Source organism: Flagellatimonas centrodinii (assembly GCF_016918765.2).
Taxonomy (GTDB): Bacteria; Pseudomonadota; Gammaproteobacteria; order Nevskiales; family Nevskiaceae; genus Polycyclovorans; species Polycyclovorans centrodinii.
In genome coordinates this window covers 2,642,483-2,660,828 of the sequence record NZ_CP092104.1, presented here as the reverse complement: position 1 = coordinate 2,660,828, position 18,346 = coordinate 2,642,483, and the positions used below count along the sequence as shown (strand labels likewise).

Sequence of the window (18,346 nt, the reverse complement as noted above, 5' to 3'; positions counted from 1 at the left end):
TCGATGATTGCGTATCGCATGGGTTACTCCTCGATGGATGCCAGATCGCAGTACGTCGTCACACGACAGTAGCCATCGCCACCAGGGCCGCCGGGGCCAGAGGTGACGCCATTGGTTGATGCTCCGCCGCCACCGCCGCCGCCGCCCTTTGGCCCGCCGGCCCCGCCGGCCGCGCCAGCGCCGTACCCTCCGCCGCCGCCCTGCCGATCCGCCCCTGCAGCGCCATTGGGGTCGCCAGACGTGCCGCCCTCCGGCCCGCCGCCGCCGTCACCCCCGTTTAAGGCAGCGCCGCCGCTGGTAATTGCGCCGCCTGCCCCGCCGCCGTGCCCGCCGTGCACCGACACGCCGCCCGCGCGGACCCCGCCGACCGTGCCTCCGCCTCCGGCCGCACCACCGAATATTGATCCCGCTCCCACACTGCCTGAGCCGCCATTGGCGCCCCCGAACGTTGCATCCCCATCGGCGTTCGGCGCGCCCCCGGGGGCGGAGCTACTCGCGCCCCCAGGGCTACCCGCTGACAACTGGCCGCCACCGCCGCCACTGGTCGACACGCTGGGGTCGAGCAGGCCCCCGCCACCACCACCACCACCGCCGTGGGCGGAAAAATGGTCGCCGAAGGTCGAGGTCCCGCCGCTGCTGCCTGCGGTGCCGTTCGTGGTATCAACCGTTACTCCGGCTGCTCCATCACCGCCCGCCGCGATAGTGACAGCCTCGGTAGCGGCTAACGCATCAGCCAGCAGCCACCCCTCAGTTTTAGCGCCACCACCGCCGCCCGCTCCGCCGGCACGGTTACCGCTGGCCGCCCGCCGGCCTGAGCCCCCGCCGCCTCCGGGGCCAAATAGTTCGACATACGCGCTCACAGCGCCTGGCGGCTTCGTCCACGTTCCCGATTCGTCAAATTCTTGTACGTTGATGCTGAGCCCAACCAGCACCAGCTCCCATGCCGTGCCTGCGGCATTGGATTTGAGATATCCGCCGGGCTGGGTTCCTGGCAACGGCAGGCCGGCCACGCCCGCGGCTTGCATTGCGTAGTGTTTGGCCGAGTGTTCGCCGCCTGCAACGGCACCATCCGTCTTGGTTGCCCAATCCTTCGCGCTGCCGTCAGGCGTCGTGCCGGCCGCGTTCGCTTTTGCCGAGTAGTCGGCCCCTTCAACAGCGCCGTCGGTCTTGGCCGCCCAGTCGGCCGCGAGGGCGACACCACCCGCGATTGCCCCCGTGGCGGCGCTGGCAGCCGCCGCTGCGGTATCGGCGTGCCCGGATGCAGTATCCGCGTGCGTCGCCGCCGCATCCGCGCTGCCGCTTGCGGCCGCGGCACTCGCAGCGGCTTCCGCCTTGTCGGCCGCTACGGTGATGCCGCTGGCGCGGACGAACTGGCCCACGCCGACGACCTCGGCGAGCGCGGGAACAAAGCGAACGCGGTGGCCATCGGCGTCGAGCCCGGTGGCGGGGTCGGTGTCATCGGTATAGGTGGCGCCTGAGCCGCCAATGTTTTCGGGGAAGGTGACACCGGCCATCAGATTTTCTCCACGATCGCCACCGATGTGGCGTAGTTGTTGAGGTAGGGGTGAGTGATCGCGTCGACCTGTTTGAAAGTGCCGACAAAGCCCTCGAGGTACTGCGTGACACCAGGCAGCAGGTTCGGCAGGTACAGCAGCTCACCGTGAATGCCGAGCTCAACCCGCAGCCGGTTCATGCGGTTCTTTTCCGATTCACTGAGATGCGCGTAGTCAAATGCGACCTCGCGCTCGGCCTGCTGCACGTCGTAGTACTTGGTGCCGCCGCCAGCGCGGGCCACACGGGTGTTGACGATCAGCCCTCGGCTATCGCCGAACGATGCGTTCCACCCGGGCTGCCAAGCCTCAGCGAGCAGCAGGCCGCCGAGATCGATTGCACCGTCGGCGTTGTCGTCGTCGACGATATCGATGCGGAAGCTGCGGGCAAAGATGTTGCCGCCAGCACAGATATGGACCGACTTGGACGGATACAGGGCGCGGTCTTCCTCGAGCATCTTGCCGGACCAGAAGTTGGGATCGGTCCAGGCCAGATCCAGCGACGAGTAGATCGCTGGCCACACATCGATCAGACCGCTGTCGTACACCTCTTCGGCGTGCGCGTCGTCGCTATAGAGCCGCACCCGCCATTGCGCAGCGGTAGTCATGTTGTGCTGCGACAGCGCGATCGCGCCCACTCGCCGGGTGCGGTCGATCACGCCGAGGATGTTCACATCATCAAGCCCGTCACTCCGAGCAAACACCGAGAACTGCGGCACCTGAAGGTTGGCCAGCGGAGCGGCTTCATCCCAGTCGCCCGGCGCAGCAACGTCCAGCGTGCTGCGATACACCAGGTTGGGGGCGCACAGCGTTTTGTAATGCGGGTTGAGCAGCATCAGCCCCAGAGCTCCAGTGTTGCGCGGTTGCGGTCGCCGTCGACGGTGCTGTCGATCACGATCATGTCGCGGCCCGCCGAGTAGCCCAGCTTGGGCGTGATGAGACGCACCGTGACGCCGATTGAGAGCGCGGCCAGGCTGTCGTCATCGAGCCAGGCCTCCACCGTCGTGCGGTGGCAGCCCGCTGCCAGCAGCGGGCCCAGGGCATCGGCGCGCGCCTGGGCGCTGGCCAGGCTGCGCAGCACAGTGGCCAACCGCAGTTCGGTTGCCGTTTTGTGCCGCGCCAGTGTGGCAGCCGACTCATACACGGCAGACCGGTACTCGCTGCCCACCCGCGCGGCCAGCGCGGCGTCAGCAGAGCCCGCGAGATCCCGCTGAACCACCGAAACGGGGTCGGCATCGAGCACCAGGCGCCAGACGGGGGCGCCGCTTTCGCCGGCGAAAAGCGCTTCGCGGCTGATGTCGAAGCGGTGCCGCTCGCGGATCGTCACCACCGGCGCGCCCGGCGCTGCCACCAGGTCGGCGACCAGCTCGCCATCGCTATTGAGCGTCCAGTACGCGCCGGCCGCGGTGATGCGGCCGAGCATGTCGATGGTACTCGGCGTGCTGTCTGCATCCTGCCAGCCGACATCGCCGAGGGCATTCAGCGCGGTGACGCTGGCCGCGGACACGTCGTAGCCCGCTTCGTTGGCGATCTCCTCGAACACATCGCCGGCAGCCGTAAGAGTGCAGTCGTAGTCAGCGGTGAGCGCGCCCGTAGGCACCGAGCCCAGCTTCATGTAGCCATGCCACCGCGTGTACTGGCTGCCGGTGGGGCTGCTGGCCAGCAGGGCGGCGAGGCTGGCCTGCTCGCCCAGGTCGCTGAGCGCGACACCGGCGACGCGGGCTGCGGTGATTGCGCCGTCCTCAAGGTCATGCACCTGCCAGACATTGATGGCAGAGTTGACCAGTACGGCAGTCACGTTGCGCGCCGCGCCGCGGCACCGCGGCTTGCGCTTGCCCTGCAGATCCGCCTCGGTGCCCTCGACGCCGGCGGGCAGCACATTGTCACCGGCAAACACCTGGTGCGGGTGCGGCTGGTTCAACGCGAACAGCGGCTCACGCACGGGGATGATGATGTCGTCACCGTCCCAGCGCGGCATCAGTGCGGTGCCGCGCGCCACGGTTTGCACGCCAGCCGCCGTCACCCGCAGGCTGCGTAGCGGGCGGCCGTCGATGGCGTAGTCCGCCAGCCAGTCGAGCCCGCCGTCGATATTGGTGAGTACGGCATCACCGAAGCCGGCCTGGCCGCCGCGCCACACGGGGCAGCCCATGGCGCCGGCGTGGTAGGTGACCGGCTCTCGCAGGCGATCGATGTAGATCTCGGCGGCGCGATACAGGCCGCGCGAGAATCGCAGTGTCACGGGCGCATCGCTGCCATCCAGGGCATCGATCTCCAGCAACCACTGCGGCGCGCCGGGCAGCATCATGCCTGCACCATCTGGCGGACGCGGCGGCGAATGTCAGCCACGTCATTGCTGGTGGTTTCGCCGCGCTCGCGCACGTCGGCAAAGCCGGCGCTCAGCAGGCCAACCATGGCGCGTAGCTGCCGGTTCTGCTCGCGCAGCTCGGCCACGGCCGCGCTGTCGCCGCCGGCGCCGGCGGCGCTGGCTGAGGCAGGCGAGGTGGCTTCAGGCAGCGGCACTGGCCCGGACACGGTGACCACCGGGCCGGTGGTGGCAAACGCTGCCGGCTCTGCGCTGCCGCCGGCGGCGATCTGCTGGTAGCTGGCGATGGCGTCTTCGAGCGTGACGACAGCCTCGGTCAGGTCGATCAGCGCCCCAACCTGCTCGGTGATGGCATCGAGCTGCTCCTGCGCGATGTCGCGCTCGATGTCGGCGGCGCCGATCGCGCGGTCGAGTATCGCGGCGGCGCGGTCGCGGTCGGCGAAATAGGCTGCGCCGGTGGCGTTGTATTCGCTGCTGGCCTCCAGCCAGGCATCGATCGCACCCTGCAGCTGGCGCTGCGCGTCGATATCGCCAACAGACGCCAGCGCATCCAGGCTCTCGACGCGGGCCGCCGTTTGCGCGTACGCCTGCTCGGGCGTGAGCCGTGCAGCTGCGCCCGAGAACAGGGTGCCGCGGTATCCCTGCAGCTCGGCGCTGATGTTGGCGTACTCGTCGACCAGCGCCTGCAGGTCGTCTGCCTGCCGGCGGTAGGCCCCGCGCAGGATGTCGGCCGCATCGTTTACGCGCTGCGCCTCAGCTTCAAGCGCACTTTCGTTCGCAGCGCTGAGGATTTGCTGGCGACGGATCGCGTACAGCTCATCCAGCGCCAGCAGCGCCTCGGCGTTGTCGGCGTTGGCCTGCCGCCGACGGGCGAACTCGGCATCCAGGTCGAACAGGTCGGCATCGATGCCGGTAAGGCCGGACCGGGTGATCTCGGCACGGATGTCCGCGACTGCCTGAGCGCGGGCCGCCGCCAGTTCGCGCTCTGCTTCCGCCGCTGCCTCGGCGGCGGCGATCGCTTCATCGTTGGCGCCCTGGATGATCGCGTTGCGCTCGATCGCGTACAGCTCATCCAGCGCCAGCAGCGCCTCGGCGTTGTCGGCGTTGGCCTGCCGCCGACGGGCGAACTCGGCATCCAGGTCGAACAGGTCGGCATCGATGCCGGTAAGGCCGGACCGGGTGATCTCGGCACGGATGTCCGCGACTGCCTGAGCGCGGGCCGCCGCCAGTTCGCGTTCGGCTTCGGCAGCCGCTTCGGCTGCGGCGATCGCTTCATCGTTGGCGCCCTGGATGATCGCGTTGCGCTCGATCGCGTACAGCTCATCCAGCGCCAGCAGCGCCTCGGCGTTGTCGGCGTTGGCCTGGCGGCGCCGGGCGAATTCAGCGTCCAGGTCGAACAGCTCGGCATCAACGCCGGTGAGACCGGACCGGGCGATCTCGGCGCGGATATCGGTCACCGCCTGGGCGCGAGCCTCCGCCAGCTCGCGCTCGGCTTCAGCGGCGGCTTCTGCGGCGGCGATGGTCTCGGCATTGGCGGCCTGAACGATTGCGTTGCGCTCGATCGCGTACAGCTCATCCAGGGCCAGCAGCGCCTCGGCGTTGTCGGCGTTGGCCTGCCGCCGGCGGGCGAACTCGGCGTCGAGGTCGAACAGGTCGGCATTAACGCCAGTGAGACCGGACCGGGTGATCTCGGCGCGGATGTCCTCGGCCGCCTGGGCACGCGCAGTCGCCAATTCGCGTTCAGCCTCGGCAGCCGCCTCTGCCGCAGCGATGGCCTCATCCGCTGCCGCCTGAACGATCGCGTTGCGCTCGATCGCGTACAGCTCATCCAGCGCCAGCAGAGCCTCGGCGTTGTCGGCGTTGGCCTGGCGGCGCCGGGCGAATTCAGCGTCCAGGTCGAACAGCTCGGCATCAACGCCGGTGAGCCCGGACCGGGCGATCTCGGCGCGGATGTCCGTCACCGCCTGGGCACGGGCCGCCGCCAGTTCGCGCTCTGCCTCCGCCGCCGCCTCGGCGGCGGCGATGGTTTCGTCAGCCGCGGCCTGTTCGATCTGCTGCCGACGCACGGCATACTGCTCATCCAATGCGAGGAGCGCCTCGGCGTTGTCGGCCAGCTGATCGCGGCGGCGGGCAAACTGCTGGTCCAGGTCAAACAGCTCGGCCTCAAGGCCCGTCAGATGCAGTCGTTCGGTTTCGGCCTGGATCTCCGCAGTTGCCCGGGCGCGGCTTTCCTCGATCGCCAGCGCTGCTTCGGCCGCGGCCTGCACGATGCGCAGGCGGTCCTCGGAGTACCAGGCCTCCACAGCATTGATGTCGGCCTCCAGCCGCTCGGCTTCTGCAATGTCGCGGGCTCGGCGCTGCTCCCAGTCATAGAGATCCAGCGCCTCACCGTCCAGCCCCTGGCGGGCATTGAGATCGCTGAAGCGCAGGTTGAACGCATCGCGTTCGGCCGACAGGTCGGCAACGGCACCGCCGGCCTCGGCGGCTGCGCGCTTCAGATCTTCCAGCGGGTCGATGATGTTGGCGTCGAACCCGAGATCCTCGGCCTTACTGCGCCACGCCTCCAGCTCGCGATCCAGCCGCACCGCGGCCAGCTCATCGGCGGTGAGCGTCAACGCCTCGATCTCGTCCCGCAGGTCGTCGCTGAACTCGGCGCGGTCGGCCTCGCGCCGCGCAAGCGTCTGGTAGTAATCGTCCAGCCCTTCGCTCAGCTGGCTGATCACCGTCAGCTGCTCGACCCCCGCATCGGTAAACAGGTTGATGCCGGATACCAGATCGGCCAGCCCCTCACGGCTATCAGGCAGCGACATGGTGACCGTTTCGAGTGCGCTGCCAAGCTGCCGCTCCAGCCGGTCAAATGCCTCGCCCTCGGTGAGCACGGTGTCGAGCAGATTGCCCATGTTGCTGGCGAAGGCCTTGAGCCCGCCCGCTTGGTCCGTGAGCCTGTCGAAGACGCCGGCCATGATCTCGCCGTCCGATCGCGTCCGCACGTTCGGGATCAATGCATCCCCCGTATTCGGCAGGAAGCCGTCGATATACACCCGCAGGGAGTCGGGGATGGCATCGAGGTCCACGCCGAGATCACCCAGCGTCGACCGCGCAATCTGCGCCGTGGTCGCCAGCCGCGTCAGCGTTTCGCCGAGCCCCTCGCCGATGTCCTGGAAGGTCTCGATGTAGGGCACAACCGCCTGCGCCACATCGTCGAACATGGCCGAGAACGTTTCGGACAGCGCCTCGTTGATCTCCTCGCCCGACTTGTTCTGGAAATCGATTCGAATGAGGTCGATCTCCAGCGAGTCGAATGCAGCCTGCACCTCGGCCTGCGCAACCCCCAGCAGATCTGCAGTGCTGCTGACTGCCTCGCCGATGCCCCGCACCACCAGCGCGAACTGGCGCTCGATCTCGGCCGGCAGCGCGCCCTCCTTGATGTCATAGCTGCTGCCGCTGAAAACTCCGCCGGAGGTGCGCACGTTGGTCCACGTGCCTGCCTGCAGGTTGTCGAGCATGTCGCCGAACGAGTCGGCGAGGATCTGCACCCCCTGCCCGCGAATGCTCTGCTCACCCCCGAACACCGCGTTGCCCAGCTCGGACAATCCTTTCAGGAACAGGTCGCCAATGCCGCCCACAATGTCGCCTATGAAATCGAGACCGATATCTTCGAACAGGCTGTCGATCTGCTGCGTCACGCGCTGCTGCGCCACGGCCAACGCGCCCATCGGGCCGCTGGCGAGGATCGCGTTCAACTCATCACTTCGGCCGCCAGGCGTTACCCCGTAGTCCAACTGGTTGCGCACGATCAGCGTGCCCACATTACCGATGCTCGACTCCAGCCCGCGCAGGCTCTTGAGCATGTCGCTGTTGATGCCCACCAGCTGCTCGGTTGCGATCGCCGTCAGTTCCACACTGTTGGCGATGCTTTCGCTCATGGCATCGGGGTCGCCCAGGACACGGCCGCGCGGGTTGAATGTGGGCTGGGCTTCGCCGCCACCGCCGCCGCCACTTCCGCCGGCGAAACTGACGGCGACGCCGAGGCCGCCAACAATCGCAGCCATGGCCGCCATGCGCGGGATGGCGCTGTAGGGATCACCGCCGCCCTGGTTCAGGATCGCGGCAACCCCCTTGGGCACCAGGGTCTGAATCGTCATTGCCAGCTCGGCGGCATGAAATGCCGTGCTGAGCGCCTGCAGCGTCCTGTAGCCCTTCGAGTTCTCGTCAAAAAAGCCGCTGGCGGCGCCGGCCATCTGGCCGTATGCCCCAAGGCTCTCGCGCATCGTCCGGTTGTTGATGTCGTCCTGGAACTCGCGCAGCTTGTCGGCGTCTCCCGCCGCCTCCTTGTACGCCGCGGCCATGGCCTTGCCGCTGGCCTTGCTGACGTTTGTCAGCGTCTCGAAGCCATCGAGCATGCCGAACAGAGGGTCGCTGACCGTACCCAGCGCCTCGCGCATCGTTGCCGCGGCGCTGGAGAATCCGTCGGCATTGAGGAAGGCGTCAATCTCCTTGCGCGCCTCGGAAACTTCGTCGGCGGTGCCCTTCGCATCGCCTCGGATGGCATCCCAGTACACGGCCCGAAGCTGGTCGGCGCGAGCCTGGTACTCCGCCGGGTCCATCCCTTCCGCTAGCGCCTGATCGAGCGCTGCAATCTGCGTTTCAAAGGTCGCCAGCGCAGCTTCACGCTCTGTGGCGCTCGCCTTGATCGCATCCGCGAGATCTTTTTCCTGCTGCTGGCGCGCCTCCAGCTGCGCGCGCCGCTGCTCGCTCAACGCGATCTGTTGATCGGTGGCGCCGTTGGCCTCCATCGTTGCGATCCGCAACGCTGCCTGGGAGTCGCGCGTGCCATCCATCAGTTCCAGCTGGCGGGCAATCAGAGCATTCTGTGCGTCCAGTGATTCGCGGTACTTCGCGACACGCTCAGCGGCCTCTTTGGCTTCATCGCTCAGCCCGCCCATCGCGTCAGCCTGCGCTTCTGTGGCCGCGGCGCCAGATGCAGAGGCTTCCTGGTACCGCCGCAGCTCGGCGCTCAGAAATGCAATGCGCTCGGCTAGTCGATCCATCTCGCCCTGCACCGAGGCCGCTGCGCCACCGTTACCCTGCCGGGCGTACTCGTCACGCAGCTCGGCGAGCTGCCCCATGGCGCCGGCAATGCGCTGAATCTCCGCGTGCGTGGCGCTGAGCGATTCTTGATCTTGTTCCGAGATGATCGGCCCACCGCGCTTGAGGCGTTCGGCCTCATCCGCCAGTTCGGTGATAGACCGCACGGCCTCGTCCAGCTCGAACCGGTCGGCGGCATCCTTTGACCGGGTCAGCCACAGCACCAGCCCGGTCAGCCCCAACACTGCAGCGCCGATCGGGCCGCCCACCAGCGCAGTTGCCGCCCGAAGGCCGCCCATAGCTGTGGCCGCCAGGCGGCTGCCCAGGGCGAGTTGAGTGGCAGCCGCAGCGCCCTGCGCCTGCGCGGCCGCCGTTGCCTTGGTGGCGACCGCGAGCTGCGTCTGCAACCCTGCCTGCTGGCGCCCGAGTACCGCCAGCGAATTGGTGGCTGCCGTGCGCTGCGCAATCGCAGCCGCGAGCTGCTGCTCGGCACGCGCCAGCATCCCACTTGCTGCGGCCTGAGCACCGGTCGCCCGGGTCGCTGCCATGGTCGCCTCAGCCTCGGCGACACGCGCATTTGCGACCGCGAGACTGCCCTGCGCCTCTTGCCGAGACACCGCGACCACCCGCAGCGTTTGCTGCAGATCCACCACACGCGCTTGCGTCATGCGCGCAAACGATGCGGCCGCCGCCTGGTTGACGGCCAGCTCCTGCTGTCGCGCGAGCACAACCCGGCCGGTAGCGGCGGCCGTCTTGGCGATCTCGGCCGTCAGTCGGGCGCCCATCACCGATGCCAACACAATGCCGGTATTGACTGCCGCCTCGGCGATCAGGTCGATGTTGTCAGCTACAGCCAGATACGCCGGCGCCAGGGCAATATTGGCCTGGTCGCCGGCGTCGAGGAACTTGTCTTGAATCGCCGCCTGCATGCGATCAGCTGCGAACTCAGCCTCCTGCGCCATCTTGGAAAACGCGGCGCCCGTTTCACCGCTGCGCTCCGCCATTGCGTCGAGGTTTCGCTCGAACGCCTTGGCCTGATTGCCGGTGAGCGCCATCACGGCATTGATGGCCTCCACCCCGCCAAACAGGGTCGCCATCGCATCCTTGTTGCCGTGCGTCTTGTCGCGCACATCCTGCAGAAAGCCGGCCAGCCCCTTGGCAGCCAGGGCCTGGCTGTCGAATTTCAGGCCGAGCTGGCCGGCGAGATCCTGCGCCTCGGCGGTGGGCTTGAGCACCGCCACCAGCGCGCCGCGCACTTGCGTTACGGCCTCGGTGGTCTTGACGCCTCCGGTGGTGATGGCCGATACCGCAGAGACCAATTCGGTAAACGGCACGTTCAGCCCGGCCGCGATCGGTGCGACCTTGCCGATGCTCTGGCTCAAAGCATCAATCGTGGTCTTGCCGGTGCGCATGCCGACGAACAGGGTGTCCGACACATCAGTCGCGCCCGCAACCTTGTCGCCGTAGGCGTTGAGCACGCTGGTCAGACCGTCGGCCGCGACCTCGATGTCGGTTATGCCGCCGATCGCGAGCCGATTCGAGGCGTCCAGCGTGTCGATCGCGGCGGCGCCCTCCTGCCCGGCGCTGATGATCTGGTACAGCGCGTCCGCCTGCTTCGTTGCCGAGATACCGAACTCGCGCGCCTGTGCACGGATCTGCTGGGTATACTCGTCCAGCTCGCTCGTGTCGGACAGCAGCGTGCTGATCTCGGCAATTTCCCGCCTGAATTCCCGGGCGGCTTCTGCCGTTCGCAGCAGTACGGCGGTGCTGGCCCCCACGGCGCCAACCGCCGCCGCAACACCCAGGATGCGAGCCCGGGCGCCTACCGTCATCTCATCGATCCCGCCGCGAACGTTCGCGAGCGCAACGCGCGTTTCCGCGCCCTGGTCGCCGAGCTGCTTCATCTCCTGGCGCGTGCCGCGGATAGCGTTGACGCCACCCCGGTTATCGCCGGCGAGGACAAGCTCCAGTTTGAATTGACGGTTCCCGGTCATCGTGTCTTCTTGTGATTCCCGCTGCTGTTCCGTTCGCGTTCGCGCGCCTTGCGCCATACCTCGAGCACGCCGACTTCAATCACCTGCACGCGGGCCAGCGTCTCTGCCGTGTCACTGACCTGGTGCATGCGCATCACGCACTCGACGGCGGGGTAGTCCAGGCCGGTCGCACCGGCCATGCCGGTGCGCCACTGCGTGCAGCTGCCGCAGAAGACCTGCACCGCATCCCAGTTGGCGTAATCAACCTCGAACATCGGGTGCTCGGCCGCCGCGCGGGCAGCGGCCGATGCCTTGATGCCGAATGCCCGCAGGTCATCGTGCAAACTCTCTTGTCCGCTCGCTGGGGCGTCGGCCCATTCGCGCGCGAACGCTAGGAGTTTTTTCGCTGCGACTCGCCCGGCTTGCGTCGGGTTCGGCTGACGACATTCATCAGCTCGCGCCGGTAGGGCACCAGCGCCACGAGATCCGCGAAGTTCTCGGGCGTGTACGGGATCTCCTGGTCATCAGCGCTTTCGAGCTTTCGCCAGCCGAGCACGTTCGCCTCCAGGTAGTCGACCGCTGACAACGGCGGCAGCGCCTTGTCATCCTGCGTCCCGGTCAGTGCCTTGGCTTCCTGCTCGAGCTCGTCGACATCGGCCGGCAGCCGCACGAGGACCTGGAACGTGTCCTCAAACGTTGTGCCCAGGTCGTCGCGGTGCGTCACGACCACGTCTTCCCACACCTGGTTCTTCTGTCCACGCTTCAGTTTCAGTGCCATGGCGCCCCCTTACTTCACGGTGATGATGAGTTCGTCATCACCATCGTTGAGGGTGGGAACCAGGCGCAGGTTGAAGGGCGTGACCGACAGGCCCTGGCTGTCGCTGTCTTCGCCCATCATCAGCTGCGCCTTGGCGTCGAACTGCACGATGTTGCCGGCCTCGGTGCCATGCACCAGGTTGATCGGCACCACCTCGCATTCGCGCACCGTCTCGTAGAAGTCGTAGTCCGCAAGGGCGACGGTTTCGAGCGTCATCGCGCCGCTGCCGTCGCGGTCGGTGATGAGCACGGCTTCGTTGCCCACCACATTGCGGTAGCTCACCGTCCAGCCCGCATTGAAAGTGAACGACTCAGCATTGGCGGCGAAGGCGTCAACCGTAAACGTCGGCGTGTTCACGGCATTGACCGGGATCGGCTCGACGAAGGCATCGAAGTCCGGCTCGCCGAATGCAACGGCGGTGGGGGCTGCGTTCCACAGGCCCCAGAACTCGAAGCTCATTTTCGGCAGGCCTTCCTTCGTCAGCCCGAACGACACGTTGCCGCGCACGCCCTGCATCTTTTGCAGCTTGCCGTCGTGGTTGAAGTACATCGTGCCCCACTCGAAACCCTCGCTGACGGGCGCGTAGACGACGCTCACACCCTCTTCAACGGTCTCGGAGAATCCGCACATGCGCAGCAGCGCGCCCCAGGGCGGTACATCGCCCGCGGCGCCGGCGCCGCTGATGTCGACATCGCAGGTCAGCTTGGCGTGGGTGCCGGTGTAGATGCTCTTGCCCGCGCCGAGATTGCGCCGGTCGTAGTCCAGCACAACCGTCGCGCCCTGGAACGGCTGGAACTTCAGGTTGCTGGTGAGAATCGCGTTGTCTGCCGCGGTGGGCACGGCGTCGGTCGGGTATTCGCCCGCGCCGATCTTGGCCATCAGCAGGCGCTTGTTGTAGAGCTTGTTGCTCATGACGTGGGTTCCTCGTTGTTGTTGGGGGTGGTGGTGTCAGATGCCGGGGGTGAGCTCGCTTTCGCGCCGGCGCTAGCGGCATCGGCATCGGCATCGCCGAACCGGGCGCCGCGGGGCTGCTTCGCTTTCGCCGGCGAAGAATCTCGCGCCGGGGCGCTCGTCTCGGTTGCGCTGCGTGAGGCCGCATCGGTCTCCTGCACGCGCTTCCCGTTGCGCAGATAAAAACGTCCGCCTGTATTCATGGCGTGGATCTCCAGTAGGTGCGGGTGGCGTACACATCCACCCACCAGGTTTTGCTGCGGTCGAGCGCGAGCACTTCGCCCTCGACGAAATGCGCGACCGAGCGCGTGCCCGGCAGCGTTTTGCCGTGGGTGGCGCTGGCGGCTTCGCGACGACGCTGTATGAGCTCGCTGCTGGGGCATACGATCTGCAGGCCGATCTGGCCCTCGATGTCCTGCTGTGTGAGCGTGGTGCCGTAACCAGACTCGGCACTCAAGGCCTTGTCCTTCAGCGGCACGACATACAGCGCCGGGGTGTCGGTCAGTTCCGGGTCGGGCTGCAACGTGACGGCGACATCCACCCGCGACCAGCCCAACGCCAGCAGCGTTGGCTGCAGCCAGTCGGCGATCGCGCGCGGGTCCAGCAGCTCGATGGTGCTGCTCATCGCGTGCACACCAGCCGCGTCACGCCGGCGCCCATGGCCTGCACGTCACCGATGCTCAGCTCGGTTTCGTTGGGCCGCGCCAACAGCGTCACGCTGAGCTGCTCGCTCATCTGCTTGCGCGTCAATGCCGGCAAGGCCGATTGCAGCAGCTCCAGCGTGTACACGAGGGTGCCAACGGCAAAGTCGTCGCCGGCATCCGCGAAGCGCTCATCCACCACCGCCTTCGTGTCCGCGCTGTTGCCCGGCCAGGTGAGGCGCACCGGCTCGCCCAGGCGCGCCAGCATGGCGCCCTGCAGCGAGTCGTTGAAATGGGTGGCGAGCGTCATGGCGTCGTCGTGTCAGAAGGCTGCCCCGGCGTGTGGCGTCCGTGCCTCACGCCGGGGCTGGCACTCAGGTCATCTTCGCCCGGAACAGCACTTCCGGCCGGGTGCAGTACGTCACCGGGTTCGACTGGGCATCCAGCTCCACCCAGCGGCCCTTCTTGTCCGGCGTCGCCTTCACGTACTTGGGCAGGCCCATGGTGTTGACGGTCTCCATCCAGTTCGCCGGCGCGTACACCGTCTCGAACAGCCGCTGCACACCCACCGGGAAGAACTGCGCCTTGCCGGCGCCGATAAAGGGCACGCCGCCGACACTGCCGCGGTACTCCTCGAAGTCGATGCCGGCGTAGTGGAAGGTGCGGCGCGCCGAACGCTCACGCAGCGCCTGCCCGTTCTGCCAGCGCTCATACGCCGCGACGCACTCGACATGCGATACCAGCGCGTCAAAGAACGCGCTGTCGCAGTAGCAGTGGATACTGGTGTACGTGGCCGAGCCTAGCGCATCTTCGATGCCGCGAATCGTCGCGTTGATCTTCTTGCGAACGGCGCCGGCAGCGGGCGATGCGGCATCGAGATCGTAATCAACCTCGGCGGGCTGATTGATGCCGAACAGGGTGAACAGGTTGTACAGCGGGCTGGCACCATCGGCATCGAGGACGATGCCCTTGAGCGCGCCCATGCGATGGTGCTCGAGCGTGGCTTCGAGCGACATCGACATGGTCTCCAGCTTCTCGTTCACCTTTTCCTGCACACCGAGCAGCTCGCTCTCGGAGCCAAAGGCTCGGACGTTCTGCACTTCGTCAGCTTGCAGCACGTCTTCGACCGGCAGATGTACGGCGTTAATCGGCACCAACTTGCGCCCGTTCTTCTGATTCTGCTTGGCGGGCGCGCCGCGGTCGGCGGCGGGCACCAGGTAGATTTGCCCGTCGCGGCGCTCCAGGCTGATCTGCGTGGTGCTGATGCCGCGCTCGTTGAACAGCCCAAGCCGGCCGATCTGGCCCGGCACAAACGGCATGGCGTTGATGGACGCCGTGAGCGCCCGCATGCTGAACGCACCGGAGGTCGCATTGAAAACGTCGAGATTCATTTCGGGTGACTCCGGTTAGCGAACGATGATGCCGAGCGCGAGCAGCTCGCCGACGGCAGTTTCTTTGTTGGGCCCACTGATGCCCTCGGGCCACACCAGGTCCTGGTCATCCACCTCGCAATCGCGAACGTGGACAACGCACGACGTGTCGGCGTCGCTGGCATCAACCGCGGCAAACAGCACGCCGACGGCTTCTTCCTCACCGGTTTCGGCGGCGGGCGCCAGCTGGGTCAGCAAGCCGGTGCTGGTGATACGCCCCAGCACGGTGCCGGCCTGCAGGTTCTGGCCTTCGGCCAGCGTGTCCGACTCGCGCGAGCGCATGCCGTTGGCCTCGCTCACGATGTGCTCGCCCGGGTGGTTGGGTTCGATCTGCATGTCAGTTACTCCCGGTTATGCCGACTGGCCGCCGCGAAACGTCGCGGCGCGCTTGGCGAAAATGTCGGAGGCGTTGATCACCGCGCCGCCGCCCTGGGTAGCAGCCGCAGCTGCGGCCGCATCAGCCCCGCCATCGCCCACAGCAGGCGTGCCGGTCCGCTCCATGGCGGCGGCCAGCGGATCGGCCGGGGCAGCCGCAGTGGCGGCAGCCTTGGGCGACACTGCGAGCAGCGCGCTGGCGGCCTCGACGGTCTGGTCGGTTTCAAACGCCAGATGCTTCGCCATGTCGGCGCGGCCCTCGGCGTTGGCGTGATTCAGAATGCCGGCGATACGCGTCCGCTCGGCAGCGGCGCCAGCCTTCACGCCCTCCGCCTTCGCTTCGGCCTTGGCCGTTTCCAGCTGCTGCGCGGTAATGGTGGCCGCGCCGTTCTCTTTTTCACTCATCGTGGTTTTCTCCGATTGAGAGTGGGATGCCAGGCGGAATGAACGGCCGCCAAACCGTGTTGATTGGGACAGGAGGTGCTCGACGCACTCGTTGAACGAGCCAACCCGGTCGGCCAGGCCGGCATCAACGCCGAGCTGGCCGAGGAACACCCGCGCCTCGGTGGCGCGCACGGCGGCCTCACTCATGCCGCGATGCGTGGCCACGGCGCTGGTGAACATGCCGTACAGGCGATCGATGTCCGCCTGGATGTCATCGCGCACCGCTTTCGGCAGTGCTGCATAGGGGTGGCCGTCGACTTTGTGTTTGCCGGCGTAGATCCACGTGACCGCACGGCCGCGCTTTTCCATTTCCTCGCTGACATCGAGGTGGGCCGTGACCACGCCGATGGAGCCGGTGTAGCCGCTGCGCGCCACCCACATCGAGCCGGCCGCGCTGCCGAGCAGGTAGGCAGCAGACGCGGCCATTTCGCTGGCGATGGCGGTGATGGGTTTGGTGTTGCGCGCCGAATGGATCAGCGCCGCGAGATCAAATGCACCCGCAACTTCGCCGCCGGGGCTGTCCACCTCGAACAGGATCTGCTCGACCTCGCTCGAGGCGAGCGCGGCGTTGAACATGCTCTCGACGGCGTCATAGCTGGTCATGCCGCTGTAGCCCAGGTAGCCGCCGCGCTGCACCAGCGTGCCGATCACCGGGATCGCAGCAATGCCGTCGCGGAGGTAATAGCCACGGTCGCTATACGAGAAGCCGGCGCTACGGAATGTGGCTGCGGCAGCGTCAGGCGTTTGCGTCTCCACCGGCTCTTGCGGCGCGGCGGCCTCAAACCCCAGCCGCTCGCTGAGCACGCTGAGGATGATGTCGGCCTTCGCCTGGGCGATCAGCAGTGGGGTGTTGAACACCCGCGCAGCGATCATCGGGTAGTTCATGCGCTCACGCATCGGCCAGCTCCTGCCGCTCGGCGCGGTCAGCCGCGTCGGGGTCATCGTCGGGTTGGGGGTCGTCCATGCGCGCAGCGGCACCGTTGGCGGCACGCTGAACCCGCGCGGGCAGGCCCAGCTGAATGCGCTTGCGCTCCTCGCGGGCGCGCTGTTCCATCACCTCCTCCCAGTCCTCGCCCTGCTCCATGCACAGTTTTTCGAGGGTGGTGGTGCCCTGGTCCAGCGCCTCGGTGCGCGCCTTCATTTCCTTCAGCTCGTCAATGTGGCCCTTGGGGGCGCCGATCCACAAGCAGCGCGTCCAGGCGCTCTTTGCCTCATAGAACGAGGGCGCGCCGGTGGGCACCTCCACGTCGCCGCGCGAGATGGCCTCTTCGAGCCAGGCCGCATACACCTGGGTGGCAAAGCGGCCGGCAATGTGATGCCGGCGGCCCATGAAGAATCGCCAGCCCTCCAGCATTGAGGCGCGCGCGCTGGAGTAGTTGGTGCGCGTGTAGTCGCGCGTCAGCTCCTCGTAGCTCATGTTGAGCCCGGCGGCGATGTGCCGGTTGACGGCAGCCTCGAACTGCTCGAATGCAGCCACCGGCTGTTGCGGCGCGGTGAGCGTCAGCTTTTCACCGGGCACCAGATGGGCGATGCCGGAGCTGCCGAAACGGATATCGGCGCCTTGGTGGTAGGCGCCCTGCATATCCATGAATCCGCTGATCGCAGACTGAGCATCGCTGCCGCCGAGGGCGGCAATAATCTCGGGCGAGCCCATGCTGGTCTCGATCACCGCCGCGTACATGGCGTTGATCACCGCCGCCTGCAGCGTGGCTTTCTGCCAGTGATCCTGCATCTTCGCCTTCGGCAAGATCGACGTGAAAACGCTCTTGCCGCGAGTCTGGCCGACCTCGGCGTCGTACACGTGGATGACCTGGCGACGGCCCCATGCGGTTTCCGCCGGCACCCGGCGCCAGCGGCGGCCATTGCTCACCGTGTCGTACCAGTACTCGCTGGGGTGTCCGGCGCGGATGTGATAGGCCAGCGGCGCGCCGTGCTCGTCCATCTCCACCCCGCCACGCAAGCGGTCGCGGTCGGTGGCATCGCCGGGGTTGCTCAGCCGCTCCGGCGCGATCATCTGCACCGTCGTGGCGTAGTGGTGTTTGCTGCGCGGCAGCCACTCCAGGGTCGCGAGCATCTCGTTGTTGCTGAGGTAGCTGCGGTAGCCCTGGGCGAGCAGGCCGCTGAAGGTGAGCCGGCGGCGCGCATCGCAGTAGCAGTCGACATCGTCGGCCCACTGCCGCCACTTGGCCTCGACGTTGCGCTGCCACTCGTCAGCCCACTCGGCCGACAGCCCAAGCGCGCGCCAGTCCGGCTTTGCGCTCAGCCGCAGATTGGTGCCGATGACCTTGTCGACATGCGTTTGCACCGCGCCGCTGGCAATGCCGTTGTTGCGGATCAGGTCGCGCGTGCGCGCCACGATGTCGCCCCACTCCGGCAGCACCTCGACATCCGGCGAGCTCAGCATCGGCGCCCAGTGCCGGGTCTCCGTCCGCTGATGATCTGCAGCGTGATGCGCGGCGCCCTGCCCGCGAATGGCCGAGGCCATGGGCCGGCCCTGGTGGTCGACCAACGACGGTGCGGTAGCGGCGCCGGCCTGCATCAGAAGCTCACCGAAATGAAGCGGCGCCGCGTGCAGGCGGCATCACGCGCCACCTGCTGCTCGGCCCACCCAATAAACTTGGTGAGCACGCCCACGTCCTGCGCTTCGTGCTCGCGCCCCGCCCAGCGAAACCGCTTGCCGGCCAGGGCGAGCTGCAGCTGCTCGCGGGCGGTCTGGAGGAGCTCAGCGTTGGTGGGAGTTGCCATGCCGCATAG

Annotated in this window: 15 protein-coding genes; all 15 read right to left on the bottom strand. The window is 67.3% G+C overall.

Annotation, left to right across the window (positions count from 1 at the left end):
- Positions 1-23 precede the first annotated feature (23 nt).
- Entirely contained in the window at positions 24-1,514 is a 1,491-nt protein-coding gene (locus JN531_RS17355; RefSeq protein WP_275591461.1) for a hypothetical protein, read from the bottom strand.
- Positions 1,514-2,386: a hypothetical protein gene (locus tag JN531_RS12780; RefSeq protein WP_228349246.1), complete on the bottom strand. Its 873-nt coding sequence runs from the start codon at positions 2,384-2,386 to the stop codon at positions 1,514-1,516. Before JN531_RS12780 ends, JN531_RS17355 begins: the two co-directional genes overlap by 1 nt.
- Complete coding sequence (locus JN531_RS12775; protein WP_228349245.1) at positions 2,386-3,855, bottom strand: hypothetical protein; 1,470 nt, start codon at positions 3,853-3,855, stop codon at positions 2,386-2,388. The genes JN531_RS12780 and JN531_RS12775 overlap by 1 nt, the downstream gene beginning before the upstream one ends.
- Positions 3,852-10,955 carry a phage tail tape measure protein gene (locus JN531_RS12770; protein WP_228349244.1) on the bottom strand — a complete coding sequence of 2,368 codons (7,104 nt, stop codon included), beginning with the start codon at positions 10,953-10,955 and terminating at the stop codon, positions 3,852-3,854. The genes JN531_RS12775 and JN531_RS12770 overlap by 4 nt, the downstream gene beginning before the upstream one ends.
- A complete protein-coding gene (locus JN531_RS12765; protein ID WP_228349243.1) occupies positions 10,952-11,278 on the bottom strand; it encodes a DUF1799 domain-containing protein in 327 nt (108 codons plus the stop codon). Before JN531_RS12765 ends, JN531_RS12770 begins: the two co-directional genes overlap by 4 nt.
- Positions 11,279-11,325: 47 nt before the next feature.
- Positions 11,326-11,712 carry a hypothetical protein gene (locus JN531_RS12760; RefSeq protein WP_228349242.1) on the bottom strand — a complete coding sequence of 129 codons (387 nt, stop codon included), beginning with the start codon at positions 11,710-11,712 and terminating at the stop codon, positions 11,326-11,328.
- Positions 11,713-11,721: 9 nt separating this feature from the next.
- Positions 11,722-12,663, bottom strand: a complete 942-nt coding sequence (locus JN531_RS12755) for a phage tail tube protein (protein WP_228349241.1) — start codon at positions 12,661-12,663, stop codon at positions 11,722-11,724.
- Positions 12,660-12,905 carry a hypothetical protein gene (locus JN531_RS12750; protein WP_228349240.1) on the bottom strand — a complete coding sequence of 82 codons (246 nt, stop codon included), beginning with the start codon at positions 12,903-12,905 and terminating at the stop codon, positions 12,660-12,662. The genes JN531_RS12755 and JN531_RS12750 overlap by 4 nt, the downstream gene beginning before the upstream one ends.
- Positions 12,902-13,327, bottom strand: a complete 426-nt coding sequence (locus JN531_RS12745) for a hypothetical protein (protein WP_228349239.1) — start codon at positions 13,325-13,327, stop codon at positions 12,902-12,904. Before JN531_RS12745 ends, JN531_RS12750 begins: the two co-directional genes overlap by 4 nt.
- Positions 13,324-13,653 carry a hypothetical protein gene (locus tag JN531_RS12740; RefSeq protein ID WP_228349238.1) on the bottom strand — a complete coding sequence of 110 codons (330 nt, stop codon included), beginning with the start codon at positions 13,651-13,653 and terminating at the stop codon, positions 13,324-13,326. Before JN531_RS12740 ends, JN531_RS12745 begins: the two co-directional genes overlap by 4 nt.
- 64 nt (positions 13,654-13,717) lie before the next feature.
- Positions 13,718-14,734: a major capsid protein gene (locus tag JN531_RS12735; RefSeq protein ID WP_228349237.1), complete on the bottom strand. Its 1,017-nt coding sequence runs from the start codon at positions 14,732-14,734 to the stop codon at positions 13,718-13,720.
- 15 nt (positions 14,735-14,749) lie between these two features.
- Positions 14,750-15,109, bottom strand: coding sequence for a head decoration protein (locus tag JN531_RS12730; RefSeq protein WP_228349236.1), 360 nt, complete (start codon positions 15,107-15,109; stop codon positions 14,750-14,752).
- 15 nt (positions 15,110-15,124) lie between these two features.
- Positions 15,125-16,489: a S49 family peptidase gene (locus JN531_RS12725; protein WP_228349235.1), complete on the bottom strand. Its 1,365-nt coding sequence runs from the start codon at positions 16,487-16,489 to the stop codon at positions 15,125-15,127.
- Entirely contained in the window at positions 16,482-18,131 is a 1,650-nt protein-coding gene (locus JN531_RS12720; RefSeq protein WP_228349234.1) for a phage portal protein, read from the bottom strand. Before JN531_RS12720 ends, JN531_RS12725 begins: the two co-directional genes overlap by 8 nt.
- Positions 18,131-18,337, bottom strand: a complete 207-nt coding sequence (locus JN531_RS12715) for a hypothetical protein (RefSeq protein ID WP_228349233.1) — start codon at positions 18,335-18,337, stop codon at positions 18,131-18,133. Before JN531_RS12715 ends, JN531_RS12720 begins: the two co-directional genes overlap by 1 nt.
- Between the last annotated feature and the right edge of the window lie 9 nt (positions 18,338-18,346).

Excerpts from the sequence above, each read along its gene's own strand:
- JN531_RS17355 (WP_275591461.1), bottom strand. The coding sequence starts at position 1,514 with ATGGCCGGTGTCACCTTCCCCGAAAACATTGGCGGCTCAGGCGCCACC.
- JN531_RS12780 (WP_228349246.1), bottom strand. The coding sequence starts at position 2,386 with ATGCTGCTCAACCCGCATTACAAAACGCTGTGCGCCCCCAACCTGGTG.
- JN531_RS12775 (WP_228349245.1), bottom strand. The coding sequence starts at position 3,855 with ATGATGCTGCCCGGCGCGCCGCAGTGGTTGCTGGAGATCGATGCCCTG.
- JN531_RS12770 (WP_228349244.1), bottom strand. The coding sequence starts at position 10,955 with ATGACCGGGAACCGTCAATTCAAACTGGAGCTTGTCCTCGCCGGCGAT.
- JN531_RS12760 (WP_228349242.1), bottom strand. The coding sequence starts at position 11,712 with ATGGCACTGAAACTGAAGCGTGGACAGAAGAACCAGGTGTGGGAAGAC.
- JN531_RS12755 (WP_228349241.1), bottom strand. The coding sequence starts at position 12,663 with ATGAGCAACAAGCTCTACAACAAGCGCCTGCTGATGGCCAAGATCGGC.
- JN531_RS12750 (WP_228349240.1), bottom strand. The coding sequence starts at position 12,905 with ATGAATACAGGCGGACGTTTTTATCTGCGCAACGGGAAGCGCGTGCAG.
- JN531_RS12745 (WP_228349239.1), bottom strand. The coding sequence starts at position 13,327 with ATGAGCAGCACCATCGAGCTGCTGGACCCGCGCGCGATCGCCGACTGG.
- JN531_RS12740 (WP_228349238.1), bottom strand. The coding sequence starts at position 13,653 with ATGACGCTCGCCACCCATTTCAACGACTCGCTGCAGGGCGCCATGCTG.
- JN531_RS12735 (WP_228349237.1), bottom strand. The coding sequence starts at position 14,734 with ATGAATCTCGACGTTTTCAATGCGACCTCCGGTGCGTTCAGCATGCGG.
- JN531_RS12730 (WP_228349236.1), bottom strand. The coding sequence starts at position 15,109 with ATGCAGATCGAACCCAACCACCCGGGCGAGCACATCGTGAGCGAGGCC.
- JN531_RS12725 (WP_228349235.1), bottom strand. The coding sequence starts at position 16,489 with ATGCGTGAGCGCATGAACTACCCGATGATCGCTGCGCGGGTGTTCAAC.
- JN531_RS12720 (WP_228349234.1), bottom strand. The coding sequence starts at position 18,131 with ATGCAGGCCGGCGCCGCTACCGCACCGTCGTTGGTCGACCACCAGGGC.
- JN531_RS12715 (WP_228349233.1), bottom strand. The coding sequence starts at position 18,337 with ATGGCAACTCCCACCAACGCTGAGCTCCTCCAGACCGCCCGCGAGCAG.